At 68.1% G+C, this 17894-nt stretch carries 18 protein-coding genes; 13 read left to right on the forward strand and 5 right to left on the reverse strand.

The window, feature by feature from the left end:
• The first annotated feature begins 286 nt into the window (after window positions 1–286).
• Genes A5686_RS27410 through A5686_RS21590 form a run of 3 tightly spaced genes read left to right on the forward strand, consistent with a single transcriptional unit; the run spans window position 287 to window position 3710 of the window.
• Window positions 287–433 (forward strand): hypothetical protein, encoded by a 147-nt coding sequence (locus A5686_RS27410; protein ID WP_156750178.1) that lies wholly within the window; start codon window positions 287–289, stop codon window positions 431–433.
• Between the two features lie 38 nt (window positions 434–471).
• Entirely contained in the window at window positions 472–3498 is a 3027-nt protein-coding gene (locus tag A5686_RS21585; RefSeq protein WP_156750179.1) for an acyl-CoA synthetase, read from the forward strand.
• Window positions 3495–3710: a Trm112 family protein gene (locus A5686_RS21590; RefSeq protein ID WP_067938477.1), complete on the forward strand. Its 216-nt coding sequence runs from the start codon at window positions 3495–3497 to the stop codon at window positions 3708–3710. Before A5686_RS21585 ends, A5686_RS21590 begins: the two co-directional genes overlap by 4 nt.
• On the opposite strand, the gene A5686_RS21595 is transcribed toward A5686_RS21590, so the two are convergent.
• The 4 genes from A5686_RS21595 to A5686_RS21610 form a co-directional block, all read right to left on the reverse strand.
• Window positions 3676–4299, reverse strand: coding sequence for a TetR/AcrR family transcriptional regulator (locus A5686_RS21595; RefSeq protein ID WP_156750180.1), 624 nt, complete (start codon window positions 4297–4299; stop codon window positions 3676–3678). The genes A5686_RS21590 and A5686_RS21595 overlap by 35 nt on opposite strands.
• On the reverse strand, window positions 4299–5117 hold the full coding sequence (locus A5686_RS21600) for an ABC transporter permease (RefSeq protein WP_197520666.1): 819 nt from the start codon (window positions 5115–5117) through the stop codon (window positions 4299–4301). Before A5686_RS21600 ends, A5686_RS21595 begins: the two co-directional genes overlap by 1 nt.
• Window positions 5051–5815 (reverse strand): ABC transporter ATP-binding protein, encoded by a 765-nt coding sequence (locus A5686_RS21605; protein ID WP_067938479.1) that lies wholly within the window; start codon window positions 5813–5815, stop codon window positions 5051–5053. Before A5686_RS21605 ends, A5686_RS21600 begins: the two co-directional genes overlap by 67 nt.
• A 134-nt stretch (window positions 5816–5949) precedes the next feature.
• Window positions 5950–7227: an ammonium transporter gene (locus tag A5686_RS21610; RefSeq protein ID WP_067938481.1), complete on the reverse strand. Its 1278-nt coding sequence runs from the start codon at window positions 7225–7227 to the stop codon at window positions 5950–5952.
• A 108-nt stretch (window positions 7228–7335) separates the two neighbouring features.
• Between A5686_RS21610 and A5686_RS21615 the strand changes: the two genes are divergently transcribed.
• From A5686_RS21615 to A5686_RS21635, 5 genes are all read left to right on the forward strand, one after another.
• On the forward strand, window positions 7336–7980 hold the full coding sequence (locus A5686_RS21615) for a DNA-3-methyladenine glycosylase (RefSeq protein WP_067938483.1): 645 nt from the start codon (window positions 7336–7338) through the stop codon (window positions 7978–7980).
• Between the two features lie 30 nt (window positions 7981–8010).
• Window positions 8011–9282 (forward strand): tyrosine--tRNA ligase, encoded by a 1272-nt coding sequence (gene tyrS, locus A5686_RS21620; protein ID WP_156750181.1) that lies wholly within the window; start codon window positions 8011–8013, stop codon window positions 9280–9282.
• A gap of 99 nt (window positions 9283–9381) precedes the next feature.
• Window positions 9382–9741, forward strand: a complete 360-nt coding sequence (locus A5686_RS21625; RefSeq protein WP_067938485.1) for a DUF732 domain-containing protein — start codon at window positions 9382–9384, stop codon at window positions 9739–9741.
• A 28-nt stretch (window positions 9742–9769) separates the two neighbouring features.
• The gene (locus tag A5686_RS21630) at window positions 9770–10570 is read left to right on the forward strand and encodes a tetratricopeptide repeat protein (RefSeq protein WP_231986447.1); all 801 of its coding nucleotides are present in this window, start codon (window positions 9770–9772) and stop codon (window positions 10568–10570) included.
• On the forward strand, window positions 10570–11595 hold the full coding sequence (locus A5686_RS21635) for an HAD-IIA family hydrolase (RefSeq protein ID WP_067938489.1): 1026 nt from the start codon (window positions 10570–10572) through the stop codon (window positions 11593–11595). Before A5686_RS21630 ends, A5686_RS21635 begins: the two co-directional genes overlap by 1 nt.
• Before the next feature lie 248 nt (window positions 11596–11843).
• Here A5686_RS21635 and A5686_RS21640 read toward each other — a convergent pair whose 3' ends face one another.
• Entirely contained in the window at window positions 11844–12356 is a 513-nt protein-coding gene (locus A5686_RS21640) for a methyltransferase domain-containing protein (RefSeq protein ID WP_067938551.1), read from the reverse strand.
• A gap of 521 nt (window positions 12357–12877) precedes the next feature.
• Between A5686_RS21640 and A5686_RS21650 the strand changes: the two genes are divergently transcribed.
• The 5 genes from A5686_RS21650 (at window position 12878) to steA (ending at window position 17888) form a co-directional block, all read left to right on the forward strand.
• Window positions 12878–13063: a hypothetical protein gene (locus tag A5686_RS21650; protein WP_067938493.1), complete on the forward strand. Its 186-nt coding sequence runs from the start codon at window positions 12878–12880 to the stop codon at window positions 13061–13063.
• A gap of 8 nt (window positions 13064–13071) precedes the next feature.
• Window positions 13072–13881, forward strand: a complete 810-nt coding sequence (locus A5686_RS21655; protein WP_067938494.1) for a TlyA family RNA methyltransferase — start codon at window positions 13072–13074, stop codon at window positions 13879–13881.
• Entirely contained in the window at window positions 13878–14807 is a 930-nt protein-coding gene (locus A5686_RS21660) for an NAD kinase (RefSeq protein WP_082947741.1), read from the forward strand. Before A5686_RS21655 ends, A5686_RS21660 begins: the two co-directional genes overlap by 4 nt.
• A gap of 25 nt (window positions 14808–14832) precedes the next feature.
• Window positions 14833–16593: a DNA repair protein RecN gene (gene recN / locus A5686_RS21665; protein ID WP_067938496.1), complete on the forward strand. Its 1761-nt coding sequence runs from the start codon at window positions 14833–14835 to the stop codon at window positions 16591–16593.
• Window positions 16594–16706: 113 nt separating this feature from the next.
• On the forward strand, window positions 16707–17888 hold the full coding sequence (steA, locus tag A5686_RS21670) for a putative cytokinetic ring protein SteA (protein ID WP_067938498.1): 1182 nt from the start codon (window positions 16707–16709) through the stop codon (window positions 17886–17888).
• Window positions 17889–17894 lie beyond the last annotated feature (6 nt).

Consider the following 17894-nt stretch of genomic DNA (forward strand, 5'->3'; position numbering starts at 1 on the left):
GGCCAGATCGCCACCTGGGAGACATACGTCAGCCAGACCATCGACGTGTAACGCGCCACGTCGGAAGTAATCAAAACCCCTCAGGCGGTATTTACTGTCGGTGCCCCGCCGGTTGGCTAGGTAGTGCCTGTCGATACCTGTCTAGCCATGCAGACCGGACCGGCAGCGCCCGACTGGCATGATGCCGCCGCGCTGTTCTCACTGGTTCAGGGCTGGTTCTCACCTACTGCCGAGCTGCGGCCGCGAGCTTGAGGTCGTCGATCAATGGCGTGGGTGCGTCGGAACCATGAGGGTAGTTGCGCTGGTCGCGGTCACCGGAGTTCTCGCCCCCGCCGTTCCGGTGCGGGCTGCGCCGCAAGCCGCCGCCGACGCCGCTGCACAGGAGGGCGCGGGACCGGGGTCGACCATCGATCTGAACGGGTGCAGCGGTTGACGCCCATTTAGCGAACCACTGCCGTTCTAGCTGGCCCGATGTGCCATGATGTCCAAGCTGTCAAGACTCAGGGAGCAGCGGTGGATCTCAATTTTTCGATGGTCACGCGACCGGTCGAGCGGCTGATCGCTACAGCCCAGAACGGGCTGGAAGTCTTGCGACTGGGGGGCTTGGAAACCGGCACTGTCCCGTCGCCGTCGCAGATCGTCGAGAGCGTGCCGATGTACAAGCTTCGGCGGTATTTCCCGCCGGACAGCCGGGGTGGTCAGTCGAATGTCGGGCCGCCGGTGCTGATGGTGCACCCGATGATGATGTCCGCGGACATGTGGGATGTCACGCGCGACGAAGGCGCGGTGGGAATCCTGCACGCCCACGGGCTTGACCCCTGGGTCATCGACTTCGGAGAACCCGACAAGGTCGAGGGCGGCATGCGTCGCACCCTGGCCGACCACATCGTCGCGCTCAGTCAGGCCATCGACACGGTCAGGGACACCACCGGCAGCGACGTTCATCTGGTCGGCTATTCGCAGGGCGGGATGTGGTGCTACCAGGTCGCCGCCTACCGGCGTTCTAAAAGCGTGGCCAGCATCGTCACCTTCGGTTCACCCGTGGACACCCTGGCCGCGCTGCCCATGGGTATCCCGCCGAACTTCGCCGCCCCCGCTGCCAACTTCATGGCCGATCACGTCTTCAGCCGGCTGGCCATCCCGAGTTGGATGGCGCGAACCGGCTTCCAGATGCTGGATCCACTCAAGACCGCCAAGGCGCGCGTCGACTTCGTGCGCCAGCTGCACGACCGGGAGGCGCTGCTCCCGCGCGAGCAGCAGCGCCGGTTTCTCGAGCGCGAAGGTTGGATCGCCTGGTCGGGTCCGGCGATCTCCGAACTGCTCAAGCAGTTCATCGCGCACAACCGGATGATGACCGGCGGGTTCGCCGTCAACGGCCAAATGGTCACCCTGACCGACATCACCTGCCCGGTGCTGGCCTTCGTCGGCGAAGTCGATGACATCGGGCAGCCGGCATCGGTGCGGGGTATCCGGCGGGCCGCACCGGACGCCGAAGTGTACGAATCTACCATCCGCACAGGTCATTTCGGCTTGGTCGTGGGATCCAAAGCGGCGCAACAGAGTTGGCCCACCGTGGCCGAATGGGTGAAGTGGCTGTCCATCGGAGGCGACAAACCGGACAGCATCGACCTCATGGCCGATCAGCCCGAGGAGCACACCGACAGCGGCGTCGCCCTGAGCTCCCGGCTCGCGCACGGAGTCGGCGAAGTCTCCGAGGCGGCGCTTGGGCTGGTCCGCGGCGCGGCCAACACCGTCGTCACCGCCAACAAGTCGGTGCGCACCCTGGCCGTCGAGACGGCCCGCACCCTTCCGCGACTGGTCCGCCTGGGCCAGATCAACGACCACACCCGGATTTCGTTGGGCCGCATCATCGAGGAACAGGCCCACGACGCGCCCCAGGGCGAATTTCTGTTGTTCGACGGCCGCGTGCACACCTACGACGCGGTGAACCGGCGCGTCAACAACGTCGTTCGCGGCCTGATCGAGGTCGGGGTTCGGCAGGGGGACCGCGTAGGCGTCCTGATGGAGACCCGGCCCAGCGCCCTGGTTGCCATCGCCGCGTTGTCCCGGCTCGGTGCCATCGCGGTGGTGATGCGGCCTGACGCCGATCTATCCGCCTCGGTTCGGCTCGGGGGAGTGACTGAGTTGCTCACCGACCCCACCAACCTCGACGCGGTGCGAGGGTCCGACCGTCATGGGCTGCGGCAGGTGCTGGTCCTCGGCGGTGGCGAGTCGCGGGATCTGCATCTGCCCGACGACTCCGACGTCATCGACATGGAGCAGATCGACCCGGATGCCGTCGAGCTGCCCGGGTGGTACCGGCCCAACCCGGGGCTGGCCCGGGATCTGGCGTTCATCGCGTTCAGCGCGGCGGGCGGCGAGCTGGTGGCCAGGCAGATCACCAACTACCGCTGGGCGGTGTCGGCCTTCGGTACCGCCTCGACGGCCGCCCTGGACCGCCGCGACACCGTCTACTGCCTGACGCCGCTGCACCACGAGTCGGCGCTGCTGGTCAGCCTCGGCGGCGCCGTGGTCGGCGGCACCCGCATCGCGTTATCGCGCGGACTGGACCGGGACCGATTCGTCCAGGAGGTGCGCCAGTACGGCGTCACCGTGGTGTCCTACACCTGGGCCATGCTGGGCGAGATCGTCGACGATCCCGCGTTCGTGCTGCACGGCAATCATCCGGTGCGGCTGTTTATCGGTTCCGGCATGCCGACCGGCCTATGGGGGCGTGTCGTCGAGGCGTTCGCGCCCGCCCACGTCGTCGAGTTCTTCGCCACCACCGACGGGCAGGCGGTGCTGGCCAACGTGTCCGGCGCCAAGATCGGCAGCAAGGGCCGCCCGCTGCCGGGCGCCGGTCGAATCGAGTTGGGCGCCTACGACGTCGAGCACGACCTGATTTCGGAGAACGAGCGCGGCTTCGTGCAGGTCGCCGAACCCAACCAGGTCGGCGTTCTGCTCGCCGCCTCCAACGGCCCGATCGATCCGAGCGCCTCGGTCAAGCGCGGAGTCTTTGCCGCCGGCGACACGTGGATCGCGACCGAGTACCTGTTCTACCGCGACGACGACGGTGACTTCTGGCTGGCGGGCCGGCGCGGCTCGGTGGTGCGCACCGCGCGTGGCATGGTGTTCGCCGAACCGGTCACCGACGCGCTGGGTTGCATTAACGGCGTCGACCTCGCGGTGACCTACAACGTGCCGGTGGGCGACCACGAGGTGGCGATGTCGGCGGTGACGCTGTTGCCGGGGGCCTCCATCACCGCGGCCGACCTGACCGAGGCCTTCGCCAAGCTTCCGATCGGCCTGGGACCCGACATCGTGTGCGTCGTGCCGGAGATGAACCTGAGCGCGACGTTCCGGCCCACCGTCAGTGCTCTACGGGCGGCCGGGATCCCGAAAGCCGGCCGTCAAGTCTGGTACTTCGACGCCGACGCCAACCAGTACCGCCGCCTGACCAGCGCCGCCCGTTCCGAGCTGATTGGAGCGCACACATGATCGACGATGGACTGCTGAGCATCTTGGTGTGCCCCGACGACCGGGGCCCACTGGTGCTGGTCGGGTCAGAACTGCTCTACAACCCGCGGTTGCGACGGGCGTATCGCATCGAGGACGGCATCCCGGTACTGCTCATCGACGAGGCCCGCGACGTCGGCGACGATGAGCATGCCCGGCTCATGGAACAAGGCCGTCCGGCAGATCCCCGGTGAGGTAGCGCTGCAGGTTCGGCGCGACGGTCTGCGCGATCTGCTCTGCCGCCAGCGATTTGAATGGCTCCAGCTGCAGGATGTAGCGCGCCATCACCACCCCCACCAGTTGTGACGCGACGAACTGGATGCGGGTGGTACCGCTTCCCGGTGGGTTGTCCACGCGCGGGCCGATTTCCACGGCTATCACGTCCTCGATGAACGCCCGGAACAAGTTGACCTCTTCGCCGGCCAGGATCGATCGCAGCGCGGCGATGAACGCCGTACCGACCTCGGAATCCCACAGCGGCAGCAACGTTGACGGGATGCGGTAGCCGAGTTCGGAGACGGGCACCTCGCGCAGCGGGCCGATGATGGACATCGGGTCGACCGGGATGTGCACGGCCGCGGCGAAAAGCTTCTCCTTGGTGCCGAAGTAGTGATGAACCAACGCAGAATCCACCCCGGCCGCCGCGGCCACGGCGCGGATCGAGGTATTGCGAATTCCGTTGCATGCAAACAACTCCCGCGCACTGTCGAGGATGCGATCGCGGGTGTCGGAGTTGCCGGCCGGCCGGCCCCGCCGCCGGCCCCCCGCGCTTGCGATCGCCACTAGGGCGTCCGCCGTCGCAGCGTCGCCGCAGCCAGGCACAACGCCGCCAGGGCGAAGCCCAGCACGACGACGATGTCGCGCACGGCGATGAACGTCAGTTCCGGGTGCGCACCCACCTGCTGCAAGGCCTCCAGCGCATAGCTGGCCGGCAGCACGTTGCTGATCCATTGCAGCCAGTGTGGCATCAGCGCGCGCGGCACGATGATGCCGGCCAACAACAGCTGCGGCACCATCACCAACGGAATGAATTGCACGGCCTGAAACTCGGTGCGGGCGAACGCACTACACAGCAGGCCCAGACCGACGCCCAGCACGGCATTGACGATAGCGATGACGAACACCCACGCCGGGCTGCCGGCCGTGTCGAAACCCAACAGCCAGAACGACACGATGCACGCCAAAATCGCCTGCGCCGCAGCGGCGACGGAGAAGGCGGTGCCATAGGCGATCAGCAGATCCAGGCGGCGCAACGGCGTGGTCAGAATGCGCTCGAGGGTCCCGGAGGCCCGCTCGCGCTGCATGGTGATCGCCGTGATGATGAACATCACGAACAGTGGGAACAGACCCAGCAGAATCAGGCAGGCGTTGTTGAATGGGGTCGGCCCACCGGGGCGGTGGGGGGCGTTCTCGAACATGAAGTACATCAGGCTGATCACCAGGACCGGCACCAACAGGATCATCGCGACGCTGCGGTGATCGGCGACCAACTGGCGCAGGATCCGCGCGGTGGTCGCGGTGTAGCCGCGCAGGTTCAGCCCGCTTCGCGCATGGTGCTGCGCTTGATGATGGACAGAAACGCGTCCTCCAGTGACGTGCATCCGGTGTCCTCTCGCAGTCGGGTCGGGGTGGTGTGGGCGACCAACCGGCCGTCGCGCATCAGCAGCAGGTCGCCGCAGCGGTCGGCTTCGTCCATCACGTGGCTGGAGACCAGCAGCGTGGTCCCGGTGCGGGCCAGTTCAGCGAACTGTTCCCAAAGGTCCGCGCGCAGCACCGGATCCAGGCCCACGGTGGGCTCGTCGAGCACCAGCAGGTCGGGCTGGCAGACCAGCGCGCACGCCAGCGACACCCGGGTGCGCTGACCGCCGGAGAGGTTGCCGCACAACACGGTCCGGTGATCGGTCAACCCGACACGGTCGATGGCGGCATCCGCCGCCTGGCCGTCGAACCCGTAGAGCGCCGCGAAATAGCGAACGTTGTCGACGACCCGCAGGTCGTTATAGATGGTCGGGTCTTGTGGCAGGTAACCGATCCGGTGGCGCAGTTCGGCGCTGCCGGCCTGGACGCCGAGCACGGTGACGGTGCCCTTGGCAATGATCTGCGTGCCCACGATGCAGCGGATGAGGGTGGTCTTGCCGCAGCCGGACGGACCCAGCAGGCCGGTGATGCTGCCCCTGGCGATTTCGACGGAGAAGTCGTGCAGAGCTGGGCGTTTGCCGCGGATGACGCGCAGGTGCTCGATGTGCACCGCCGGCTCGCCGGGCCAGGCAATTAATTCATCATGCGATGAACTCATCATGCGATGAATAATTGCCCGGTCGCGCGGGGTTGTCAAGACCGCAATGAGAGGTGACTTTCGAATGCGCTAGCGGCTAGCGCATTGCGGAATCGCCGTGTGGCCAGGAGACGGCACGGGCCGGCAGCGCCGGTGTACTAGTTGAAGCGTTCGCCGGTGGCAGGGCGGCGCTGCGGCAGATGGCCGTGCACGCCCTCGGCGTACGCGGTTTCGGCGTGCTGCGTGAGGTCGACACCGGTGGTCTCGTCTTCGGCGCTGACCCGGAAGCCCATCAACCGGTCGATGACCTTCGCCAACACGAACGTCATGGTGAACGCGTAGAGCGCGACGACCCCGATTGCCAGCGCCTGCTTGCCCAACTGGCCGAAGCCGCCCCCGTAGAACAGGCCCTGGGGGCCCGCGGTCATGACCGCCGTCGCGAACAGACCGATCAACGACACCCCGACCACACCGCCGACGAAGTGCACGCCGACCACGTCGAGCGAATCGTCATAGTTGAAGCGCAATTTCGCGCCCACCGCGAACGCGCATACGACGCCCGCCGCCAGCCCGACGACCAGCGCGCCCAGCGTATTGACCGTCCCGCAGGACGGGGTGATGGCGACCAGGCCGGCGACCACACCCGATGCCGCACCGAAAGTGGTGGGCCGGCCGTCGCGGATCTGTTCGACCGAGAGCCAGCCGAGCATGCCCAGGCACCCGGCGACCAGCGTGTTGAGGAAGATGGCCGCGGCGGTTCCGTTGGCGGCCAAGGCGGAACCGGCGTTGAAGCCGAACCAGCCGAACCACAGCAGCCCGACACCCACGAACAGCAACGGCAGATTGTGCGGGCGCATCGCGTCCTTCTTGAACCCGATTCGCGGGCCGAGCACCAGTGCCAGCGCCAATGCGGAAGACCCGGAGACGATCTCGACGACGAGCCCGCCCGCGTAGTCGAGGACGCCCAGCTTGGCCAGCCAGCCGCCGGGCCCCCAGACCCAGTGCGCCACAATGGAATACACGGCGATTGCCCACACCGGGACGAAGACCATCCACGCGGCGAACTTGGCTCGGTCGGCGATCGCGCCGCTGACGAGGGCGGCCGTGATGATCGCGAACGTCAACTCGAATGTGGCAAAGAGCAGCTCCGGAACCGTGCCGCGGGCGGTGTCCGGGGTGATGCCGAGCATGCCGAAATGCCTGAGGTTGCCGACGAGTCCGCCCGCCCCGTCCTCGGAGAACGCGATGGTGTAGCCGACCAGCAGCCACGCCACCGTCACCAGCGGGATGGAGATGAAGCTCATCATCATCATGTTGAGCACACCGGTGGTGCGGACCATGCCACCGTAGAAGATCGCCAGGCCGGGGGTCATCAGCAAAACCAATGCCGTGCTGGCCAGCAGCCACGCGGTGGCGGCGGGATCGATCGCATGCATGGGGTGGGCTCCTTCTCCCGGCCCTGGGGTCACGGGACACCGGGATACTGCCATGTCCGGCCTGCCGGTAAGTTCGTTGGGTTCAGAAAAGAGGATTCAGGATCTGATGTGGCCAAGGCTCGAGGACGATTTCGCGACGGCACGGCCGCGGCCCAGCTGTTGGCCGACCCCGTCGAGGCCGCGCGCCGGCTCTTAGGCGCGACCCTCACCGCGCGGGGTGTGACCGCGGTAGTCGTCGAGGTCGAGGCGTACGGGGGAGTCCCCGACGGTCCCTGGCCCGACGCCGCGGCACACTCGTACAAGGGCCTGCGCGCTCGCAACTTCGTGATGTTCGGCCCACCTGGGCGGCTCTACACCTACCGCAGCCATGGCATCCATGTCTGCGCCAACGTCTCCTGCGGACCCGACGGCACCGCCGCCGCGGTCTTGCTGCGCGCCGCGGCCATCGAGGACGGCGTCGACGTCGCGCGGGCCCGCCGCGGTGAGTTGGTGCACACCGCCGCCCTGGCGCGGGGCCCGGGCAACTTATGCTCCGCCATGGGAATCGCCATGGACGACAACGGTATTGACCTCTTCGCGCGCAACAGTCCGGTGACCCTCGAGCTACACGAACCGCTGACTGCGACGTCCGGCCCGCGGGTGGGTGTCAGTCAGGCCGCCGATCGGCCGTGGCGGTTGTGGCTTGCCGGCCGTCCGGAGGTTTCGGCGTATCGCCGCAGCCCACGCGCGCCGGCCCCGGGCGCCAGCGACTAGCCGAACCGATCTTTGGAAGGATCTTGGATCATGGGCGACATGATCATCGACGAGTTGGGTTGGCGCGGCCTGATCGCGCAGTCGACCGACCTCGATGCGCTGACCGCCGAGGCGCGGCGCGGGCCGATGACGGTGTACGCCGGCTTCGACCCCACGGCGCCCAGCCTGCACGCCGGGCACTTGGTGCCCCTGCTGGCGTTGCGCCGGTTCCAACGCGCCGGCCATCGTCCGATCGTGCTCGCCGGCGGCGCCACCGGCATGATCGGCGACCCGCGCGACGTCGGCGAGCGGGCCCTCAACGAGGCTGACACCGTCGCCGAGTGGACCGAGCGGATCGGCGGGCAGCTGCGACGCTTCGTCGACTTCGACGAGTCACCGACGGGCGCCGTCGTAGTCAACAACCTGGACTGGACCAGCCCCATGACGGCGATCGAGTTCCTGCGCGACGTCGGCAAGCACTTTTCGGTCAACGTCATGCTGGACCGCGACACCGTCCGGCGGCGTCTGGAGGGCGATGGCATCTCCTACACCGAGTTCAGCTACATGCTGTTGCAGGCCAACGACTACGTCGAATTGCACCGGCGCTACGGGTGCACTCTGCAGATCGGCGGGTCCGATCAGTGGGGCAACATCATCGCCGGCGTCCGGTTGGTGCGCCAGCAGTTGAGCGCCTCCGTCCATGCGCTGACGGTGCCGCTGGTGACCTCCGCCGACGGCGCCAAGTTCGGCAAGTCCACCGGGGGCGGCAGCCTATGGCTGGACCCGGCGCTGACCACGCCCTACGCCTGGTACCAGTACTTCTTCAACACCGCCGATGCCGACGTGATCCGGTACCTGCGTTGGTTCACCTTCTTGACGGCCGATGAGCTCGGCGAGCTGGAACAGGCGACTGCCGAGCGCCCCCAGCAGCGGGTCGCCCAGCGGCGGCTGGCGCGCGAACTGACCGCGCTGGTGCACGGCGAGGCGGCCACGGACGCCGTCGAGCACGCCAGCCGGGCGCTGTTCGGACAGGGCGAACTGGACCGCTTGGACGAGGGCACGCTGTCGGCGGCGCTGCGCGAGACCTCGGTCGCCGAGCTCAAACCCGGTGGCCCTGACGGGATCGTCGACCTCTTGGTCGCCAGCGGCCTGTCCGAGAGCAGGAAGGCCGCGCGGCGCACCATCGGTGAGGGCGGCATCTCGGTCAACAACGTGCGCATCGACAGCGACGAATGGGCGCCGCAACCGTCGGACTTCCTGCACGGCAAATGGCTGGTGCTGCGGCGCGGCAAACGCACCGTCGCCGGGGTCGAAAAGGTCTAACGGGACGGGGGCCGGACGGCCGCCGCAAAACGCGGTGTGTGCACAGATCTTTACCTCACCGTGTCGTTGACGTGACCCGCACCGACCACTGTTGTCACGGTGCTTTTCGCGAGGCGTGTGCGGTTGACCGTCCTGCCGATTCTGGGGATCACAGGTCTGGTGGCGATGGCCGCGGCGCTGTCGGCGCCGATCCGCGCCGACATGGTGGGCAACGCCTTCCTGTCCGCGCTGACCAATGCCGGGATTTCCTACAGCCAGCCGACCGGCACCACGGCGCTGGGGCAGTCGGTGTGCCCGATGCTGGTCGAACCCGGCGGGTCGTTCGACGAGGTGACCTCCAAGATGGCCGAGGTCAACGGAATGTCGTACGAGATGGCGGGCAGGTTCACCATCGTCGCGATCGCGACCTACTGTCCGGCGGTGTTCGCGCCGCTACTGGGTAGCCGGCCGCGAAGCTAGGCGCCGGGCTGCCCGTATTCTCGGCTGCGTGGTCGACGACAGGCAACGGCACGGCGGCGAACGGCGAGGCCGGCCGGCATCCAGCGGCTGGTCAGGTCCGGGCCGTGCGCGGCCGGTTCAGCCGCAAGGCACCGCGCGCCGGGAGGCTCAGGTCGATCGCGCGCCACAGGACGGGCCGCCGATACCGCCCGGTGTGGAAGCCAAGCAGCTGTCACCCGAGATCCGCCGCGAGCTCACCACGCTGGACCGCGCCACGGCCGATGCCGTGGCGCGCCACCTGGTGGCTGCGGGCGAGCTGCTCGATGAAGACCCGGAGGCCGCCTTGCGCCACGCCAGGGCGGCGCGCGCCCGGTCCAGCCGGATCGCCACCATTCGGGAAGCGGTGGGCATCGCCGCCTACCACTGCGGCGACTGGGCACAGGCGCTCGCCGAGTTACGCGCGGCGCGCCGGATGGGCAGCAAGTCCTCCCTGCTGGCGTTGATCGCCGATTGCGAACGCGGACTTGGCCGTCCGGAGCGGGCGATCGAACTCGCGCGCGGCCCCGAGGCCGCCGAGCTCAGCGGTGACGACGCCGACGAGTTGCGGATCGTCGCCGCCGGGGCGCGCACGGATCTCGGCCAACTCGAGCAGGCGCTCACCGTCTTGTCCACGCCACAACTGGACCCGGCCCGCAGCGGTACGACGGCCGCGCGGCTGTTCTACGCATACGCCGACACCCTGCTGGCGCTCGGCCGTGACGACGAGGCGCTGCAATGGTTCCTGCACTCGGCGGCCGCCGACGTCGACGGCGTCACCGACGCCGAGGATCGCGTCAGTGAACTCGGCTGATGACGGAGCCGAATCACGCTAAAACCATTGCGCAGCAATATGATTGCCTGCTGATCGATCTGGACGGCACGATGTTTCGCGGCCGTCGGCCCACCGAGGGCGCGGTGCAGGCGTTGGCCGAGGTGCGCAGCCGCGCGTACTTCGTCACCAACAACGCCTCGCGCAGCGCCGACGAGGTCGCCGCGCACCTGACAGAGCTGGGCTTCACCGCGATCGCCGACGACGTCGCCACCAGCGCGCAAAGCGCGGCGCGGCTGCTCGCCGACCAGTTGCCGCCCAGCTCACCGGTGCTGATCGTGGGCACCGAGGCGCTGGCCGACGAGATCACAGCCGTCGGACTGCGGCCCGTGCGCAGCTACGACGACGGCCCGGCCGCCGTCGTGCAGGGTCTGTCCCAGACCATCGGGTGGCCGGATCTGGCCGAGGCGGCGCTGGCCATCCGGGCCGGCGCGGTGTGGGTCGCGTCCAACGTCGACCTGACGCTGCCCACCGAACGCGGGTTGTTGCCCGGCAACGGATCGTTCGTGGCCGCGCTTCGGGCGGCCACCGGCGGCGAGCCTCAGGTCGCGGGCAAGCCGGCGCCGGCACTGCTGCGGGATGCCGCGGCTCGCGGCGACTTTCGCGCCCCACTGGTGGTCGGGGACCGACTCGACACCGACATCGAGGGCGCCAACGCCGCCGAGCTGCCCAGCCTCATGGTGCTCACCGGGGTCAATTCCGCGCGGGACGCGGTCTACGCCAAACCCGCCCAGCGCCCCACCTATATCGGCCACGACCTGCGCTCGCTGCACACCGACGGCGAGCAGCTTGCGGTCGGGCCGCAGCCCGGTTGGCGCGTCGACGTCGCGGACACGGCGATCAGCGTCAGTGCCGACGGGGCGGACGACGGGGACGGCCTGTCGATCGTTCGCGCGGTTGCCGCCGCGGTGTACGCCCGCTCCGGCTCCGGCGAGGTGCGCATCGAGGCCGCCGACGACACCGCGCGCACCGCGCTGCAACGCTGGTCTTTGGTACACACCGAGTGACGGGGGAGGGGGTTCGGAGTCGATGATACCGAGGTCAGTCCGCTACTCGCACAGCATCTTTACCGCCTGTGGCGCGTCGATGCGAAATACCGGAACACTACCTCTTCCGCTCTTTTTCGCGCGTCTGAAAGTAGGAGCGCCAGTGCGGAACGGATCAGCGCAAGAAATCCTCGGGAGGGGATGAACCGGCGCGCGCCATACAATGCAGCGCAAGCTTCGTCGGCCCGGAGGTCCGAGCTCAATTTGCATCACTTCTGCGCAAATGCCCACACGGAGACCGGAAAATACCGGTTGTTGTGCAGGGAATGCCACCAGCGCCGGTACCGAGCCCAGCGGAAAAAGTTGGCGCGAACACAAGCGCTATTACCCCAGGAACCGGTTTCGATCCGGTCCAAGTCGAAGCCGCACTCGGCCAGAAAGTACCGGATGCCGGTTTCCGTCCAGCGCGAACAATCAACCGGAACTTCGTGGATTCGGATCAGAAACGGCGTGGTCATCAAGAAGTAGCCGCCGGGGCGAAGCATTTGATACACATTCTTTCCCGCCCGGTAAGGCCACAACAGGTGCTCAAACACCTGCTCTGCCAATATCAGATCGAACTGCTCATCCAGTGTCGACGCGCAGATGTCGAACTCTGGATAGCCAACCGAGCGGTACGTCTTGAACTGCTCGATGCGGCCCCAATAATCCCCGGAAATCTCCAGCGCGCTGAGTTGGTCGGGCCCAACACTCCGCACCAATTTCCGCGTCTCGTAGTCCATCACTCTGCGCACCCAATAGACCGACGGGTCCGGCAAGAACAGGCGACGATATAGGCGTGGCAACAGCCCATTACCGGGCTTTGACGCGACGGAGGCTGGTGCCGCCAAGCGCTGGCCGTGAACGTCGTCCTCGCCTACCTCATCCATGGTGCAGTCTCCTCGTCGTAGGGGCGAAGCACCGAATACTACTCATGACGTGCCGTCGCGCGTGGCGGATCGCCAAGCCCCCAATCGCACCGGATCATCCTCCAGGCTGTCGAACGTTTCGGCTGCCTTTTCGTGCCAGAACAGACCGCGCCTCGGCTGTCGCGTGCAGTCTGCACACGGCGCGTCGGTGCGGTCCGGATGGGCGTCGCAACGGCGAGGCGGCTCTTCGTACGGATGCTCCGGATCGAAGACCTTTCCCATCGGTGGGCGGCGATGGTCACGCCGCGCGGGTGCGCGACACGCGAATCCCCGGCCTTTCCCGACTTGGTACACCGATGGACCAGGCCACGGCGGGTGACTAGCGTAGGAACGCGATGACTATCGATCCCGATGAGATTCGCGCTGAAATCGACGCCCTGCTCGCGCGCCTACCCCAGCCCGGAAGCGGCGAAGACCCCGGGCAGGTGCCGTCGCTGGACGAGCTCGAAGACATAGCACGTCGCCTGTCCGAAGCGCACGACGTGCTGCTGGCCGCGCTGGAGTCGGCGGAGAAGGGCTGAACGCGCGGATGTCTCGACGCGCCCGCGTTGACGCCGAGCTGGTTCGGCGCGGCCTGGCCCGGTCCCGCCAGCAGGCCGCGGAGCTGATTGGCGCCGGGAAGGTCTGCATCGACGGGATTCCGGCGCGCAAGCCGGGCACCGCCGTCGCCGTCACCGCCGCCCTGACGGTCGCCGAGGACGGTGAGCGCGGCTGGGTGTCGCGCGGAGCGCACAAACTCATCGGGGCGCTGGACGCGTTCGAAGTTTCGGTCGTGGGGCGCCGCTGCCTGGATGCCGGCGCGTCGACGGGTGGCTTTACCGAGGTTCTGCTGGATCGCGGGGCCACGGAGGTGGTTGCCGTCGACGTGGGTTACGGCCAGCTGGCGTGGTCGCTGCGCACCGACGCGCGGGTGGTCGTCGTCGAGCGAACGAACGTTCGCGAGATCACGCCGGAGGCGATCGGCGGGCGAGCCGACCTTGTGGTGGCTGACCTGTCATTCATTTCGCTATCTACGGTTATGCCGGCGCTGGCTGGCTGCGCCGCGCCGAACGCGGATATCGTTCCCATGGTGAAGCCGCAGTTTGAGGTGGGCAGGGAGTTGGTCGGCGCCGGAGGTGTGGTGCGCGACCCGGGCCTGCGCGCCGAGGCGGTGCTGGCCGTCGCCGGTCGCGCGGGCGAGCTCGGCTGGCACACCGTCGGCGTCATCGCCAGCCCGCTGCCGGGGCCGTCGGGCAATGTCGAATACTTTCTGCGGCTGCGCGCGCAGACCGATCGGCCGCTGGCCGGCGACGAGCTGGCGACGGCGGTGCGGCGCGCGGTGGAAAGCGGGCCACAGTGAACGAAAACACGCTACGCACCGTGTTGATGGTGGTCCACACCGGCCGAGACGAGGCCACCGAGACCGCGCGGCGCGTGCAGAAAGTACTGGGCGACAACGGAATCGCACTTCGCGTGCTGTCCGCCGAGGCGGTCGACAAGGGTCCGCTGCGCCTGGCTCCCGACGACATGCGCGCCCTGGGTATCGAGATCGAGGTGGTCAACGCCGACCCGCAGGCGGCGGAGGGCTGCGAACTGGTGCTGGCACTGGGCGGTGACGGCACCTTCCTGCGGGCCGCCGAACTGGCCCGCAACGCGGGCATCCCGGTGCTGGGCGTCAACCTGGGCCGCATCGGTTTCCTGGCCGAGGCCGAGGCCGAGGCTATCGACCGGGTGTTGGATCATGTTGTCGCACAGGACTATCGGGTGGAAGACCGCTTGACCCTCGACGTGGTGGTGCGCCACGGCGCCGACCACTCCGTGCATGGTTGGGCGCTGAACGAAGTCAGCCTGGAAAAGGGTCCCCGGCTGGGGGTGCTCGGGGTGGTCCTCGAAATCGACGGGCGCCCGGTGTCGGCCTTCGGCTGCGACGGGGTGCTGGTCTCGACGCCCACCGGATCCACCGCCTACGCGTTCTCCGCCGGCGGACCGGTGTTGTGGCCGGACCTCGAGGCAATTCTGGTGGTACCCAACAACGCTCACGCGCTGTTCGGCCGCCCCATGGTCACCAGCCCGGACGCCACCATCGCGATCGAGATCGAGGCCGACGGTCATGACGCCCTGGTGTTCTGCGACGGGCGCCGGGAGATGTTGATCCCGGCGGGTAGCCGGCTGGAGGTAAAACGTTGCGATACACCGGTGAAATGGGCCCGCCTGGACAGCGCCCCGTTCACCGACCGGCTGGTGCGCAAATTCCGGTTGCCGGTGACCGGGTGGCGCGGGAACTGAGGGCGTTAGCACTGGTGCTGACTGAATGCTGACCGAAATCCGCATCGAGTCCCTCGGTGCCATCAGCGCCGCGGTCGGGGAGTTCGGCCGCGGCCTGACGGTATTAACCGGCGAGACCGGAACCGGCAAGACCATGGTGGTGACCGGGCTGCACCTGCTCGGCGGTGCCCGCGCGGACGCGACCCGAGTGCGCTCTGGTGCCGATCGGGCGATCGTCGAAGGCCGCTTCACCACAACGGATCTCGACGACGCTGTGGTCGCGCAGCTGGATGACATGCTGGACGCCTCGGGCGCCGAACGCGACGAGGACGGCAGCGTGATCGCGCTGCGCTCGGTCAGCCGTGACGGACCGTCGCGGGCATATCTGGGCGGCCGCAGCGTGCCGGCCAAGTCGCTCGGCGACTTCACCGCCGGGCTGTTGACCCTGCACGGGCAGAACGACCAGCTGCGGCTGATGCGGCCCGAGGAGCAGTGCGGCGCGCTGGACCGGTTCGCGAAGGCCCGCCCCGCGCTCGAGCGCTACTGCAAGCTTCGGGACGCTTGGCTCTCGGCGCGGCGCGACCTGCTCGACCGCCGCAACCGGATGCGCGAGCTCGCGCTGGAAGCCGACCGGCTGAACTTCGCGCTCAACGAGATCGATGCCGTGGACCCACAACCCGGCGAGGACGATGCCCTGGTCGCAGAGATCCTGCGGCTCTCCGAATTGGACACCCTCCGCGAGGCCGCGGCCTTGGCCCGCGCGGCCCTGTCCTCGGATGAGGCGGACGGAACCGGAGTCAGCGCGACCGACAGCCTGGGAAAGGCAAGGGCCGCACTGGAATCGACGGACGACGCAAAGCTGGTCTCGTTGGCCGGCCAGCTCGGCGAGGTGCTGACGGTGGTCGTCGACGCGGCCGCTGAGCTGGGCGGCTTCCTCGAGGAGCTGCCGGTCGATGCCAGCGCCCTGGAATCCAAACTGGCCCGGCAGGCCGAACTGCGCACGCTGACACGCAAGTACGCCGCCGACATCGACGGCGTGCTCACCTGGGCCCGGGAATCGCGCGAACGACTGGCCCAACTCGACGTCTCCGAGGAAGGACTGGCCGCCCTGGCGGCGCGGGTCGACGAGCTCGGAAGTGAATTGGCCCGGGCCGCGGTCGATCTGAGCAATCTCCGGCGCAAGGCCGCCAAGCGGCTCGCCAAGGAGGTCACCGCCGAGCTGTCCGGACTGGCGATGGCCGACGCCCAGTTCAGCATCGACGTCACCGTCGACGTCGCGTCGGCTGCCGACGACGCCGCCATGCTCAGGCTGCCGTCGGGCGAACTGGCCCGCGCCGGAGCCGACGGCGTCGACCAGGTGGAGTTCGGCTTCGCCGCGCACCGCGGGATGGATCAGCTGCCGTTGGCCAAGAGCGCCTCCGGGGGCGAGTTGTCCCGGGTGATGCTGGCCCTCGAAGTGGTGCTGGCCGCCTCGCGCAAGGAGACAGTGGGCACGACCATGGTGTTCGACGAGGTCGACGCCGGCGTGGGGGGCCGGGCGGCGGTGCAGATCGGGCGGCGGCTGGCGCGGTTGGCCCGCACCCACCAGGTCATCGTCGTCACCCACCTGCCGCAGGTCGCGGCCTACGCCGACATGCACTTGGTGGTGCATGGAGCCGGGCCCAAGGGGACCAGCGTGGTGCGGCGGGTCGCCGACGACGAGCGGGTGGCCGAGCTGGCGCGGATGCTGGCCGGGTTGGGTGAATCCGACAGCGGCCGTGCGCACGCCCGTGAACTGCTCGATGCGGCACAGAAGGATGAGATCTAACCGTCGGAAACACTTAATATAGATGTGACTAATGGGACTCTAGATAACTTCTGAGGCTGATGTTACGGCGCGCCTCCCATCCCCGCCGTGGCTTCGCGGACAGAATCGCCCCCATGAAGATGTCAGGCCTGCTTTCCCGTAACCCCGCCCGGCCGGGCCTCGTCGGCACCGCCCGGGTTGACCGGAACATCGACCGACTGCTGCGCAGGGTCTGCCCCGGCGACATCGTGGTGCTCGACGTCCTGGATCTGGACCGCATCACGGCGGACGCGCTGGTGGAGGCGGACATCGCCGCGGTCGTCAACGCGTCTCCGTCGGTGTCGGGCCGCTACCCGAACATGGGGCCCGAGGTGCTGGTCAACAATGGGGTGACGCTGATCGACGAGGCCGGACCCGACGTCTTCAGGAAGGTCAAGGACGGCTCCAAGATCCGGCTGTACGAGGGCGGGGTTTACGTCGGTGATCGCAGGCTGGTCCGGGGGACCGAGCGCACCGACCACGACATCGCCGACCTGATGCGCGAGGCCAAGAGCGGGCTGTCGGCACACCTGGAGGCGTTCGCCGGCAACACAATCGAGTTCATCAAGAGCGAGAGCCCGCTGCTGATCGACGGCATCGGCATCCCCGACGTCGACGTGGACCTGCGCCGCAGGCATGTGGTGATCGTCGCCGACGAGCCCAGCGCCGCCGAGGATCTGCGCTCGCTCAAGCCGTTCATCAAGGAGTATCAGCCGGCGCTGATCGGTGTCGGCAGCGGAGCGGACGTCTTGCGCAAGGCGGGCTATCGGCCCCAGATCATCGTCGGTGACCCCGACCAGATCAGCACGGACGCGCTCAAGTGCGGTGCCCAGGTGGTGTTGCCCGCCGACGCCGACGGTCACGCGCCCGGGCTGGAACGGATCCAGGATCTCGGCGTCGGGGCGATGACGTTTCCGGCCGCCGGCTCGGCGATCGACCTGGCCCTCCTGCTGGCGGACCACCACGGCGCCGCGCTGCTCGTGACGGCCGGGCACACCGCCAACATCGAGACGTTCTTCGACCGCACTCGCGCGCACAGCAACCCCTCCACGTTCCTGACCCGGCTGCGGGTGGGCGAGAAGGTGGTCGACGCCAAGGCAGTAGCCACCCTGTACCGCAACCACATCTCGGCGGGCGCCATCGCGCTGCTCGCGTTGACCATGCTGATCGCCGTCATCGTCGCGCTGTGGGTCTCGCGCACCGACGGTGCGGTGCTGCATTGGGTAACCGACTACTGGAATCACTTCTGCCTGATGGTGCAGAAGTGGGTCACCTGAGTTTCA

The sequence above is a fragment of the Mycobacterium sp. E2479 genome, from assembly GCF_001667925.1.
In the GTDB taxonomy this organism is placed as follows: domain Bacteria; phylum Actinomycetota; class Actinomycetes; order Mycobacteriales; family Mycobacteriaceae; genus Mycobacterium.

Coding starts and splice junctions, on each gene's coding strand:
- A5686_RS27410 (WP_156750178.1), top strand. CDS start 287: ATGAGGGTAGTTGCGCTGGTCGCGGTCACCGGAGTTCTCGCCCCCGCC.
- A5686_RS21585 (WP_156750179.1), top strand. CDS start 472: ATGTGCCATGATGTCCAAGCTGTCAAGACTCAGGGAGCAGCGGTGGAT.
- A5686_RS21590 (WP_067938477.1), top strand. CDS start 3,495: ATGATCGACGATGGACTGCTGAGCATCTTGGTGTGCCCCGACGACCGG.
- A5686_RS21600 (WP_197520666.1), bottom strand. CDS start 5,117: ATGCACGTCACTGGAGGACGCGTTTCTGTCCATCATCAAGCGCAGCAC.
- A5686_RS21605 (WP_067938479.1), bottom strand. CDS start 5,815: ATGATGAGTTCATCGCATGATGAATTAATTGCCTGGCCCGGCGAGCCG.
- A5686_RS21610 (WP_067938481.1), bottom strand. CDS start 7,227: ATGCATGCGATCGATCCCGCCGCCACCGCGTGGCTGCTGGCCAGCACG.
- tyrS (WP_156750181.1), top strand. CDS start 8,011: ATGGGCGACATGATCATCGACGAGTTGGGTTGGCGCGGCCTGATCGCG.
- A5686_RS21635 (WP_067938489.1), top strand. CDS start 10,570: ATGACGGAGCCGAATCACGCTAAAACCATTGCGCAGCAATATGATTGC.
- A5686_RS21640 (WP_067938551.1), bottom strand. CDS start 12,356: ATGGACTACGAGACGCGGAAATTGGTGCGGAGTGTTGGGCCCGACCAA.
- A5686_RS21650 (WP_067938493.1), top strand. CDS start 12,878: ATGACTATCGATCCCGATGAGATTCGCGCTGAAATCGACGCCCTGCTC.
- A5686_RS21655 (WP_067938494.1), top strand. CDS start 13,072: ATGTCTCGACGCGCCCGCGTTGACGCCGAGCTGGTTCGGCGCGGCCTG.
- recN (WP_067938496.1), top strand. CDS start 14,833: ATGCTGACCGAAATCCGCATCGAGTCCCTCGGTGCCATCAGCGCCGCG.
- steA (WP_067938498.1), top strand. CDS start 16,707: ATGAAGATGTCAGGCCTGCTTTCCCGTAACCCCGCCCGGCCGGGCCTC.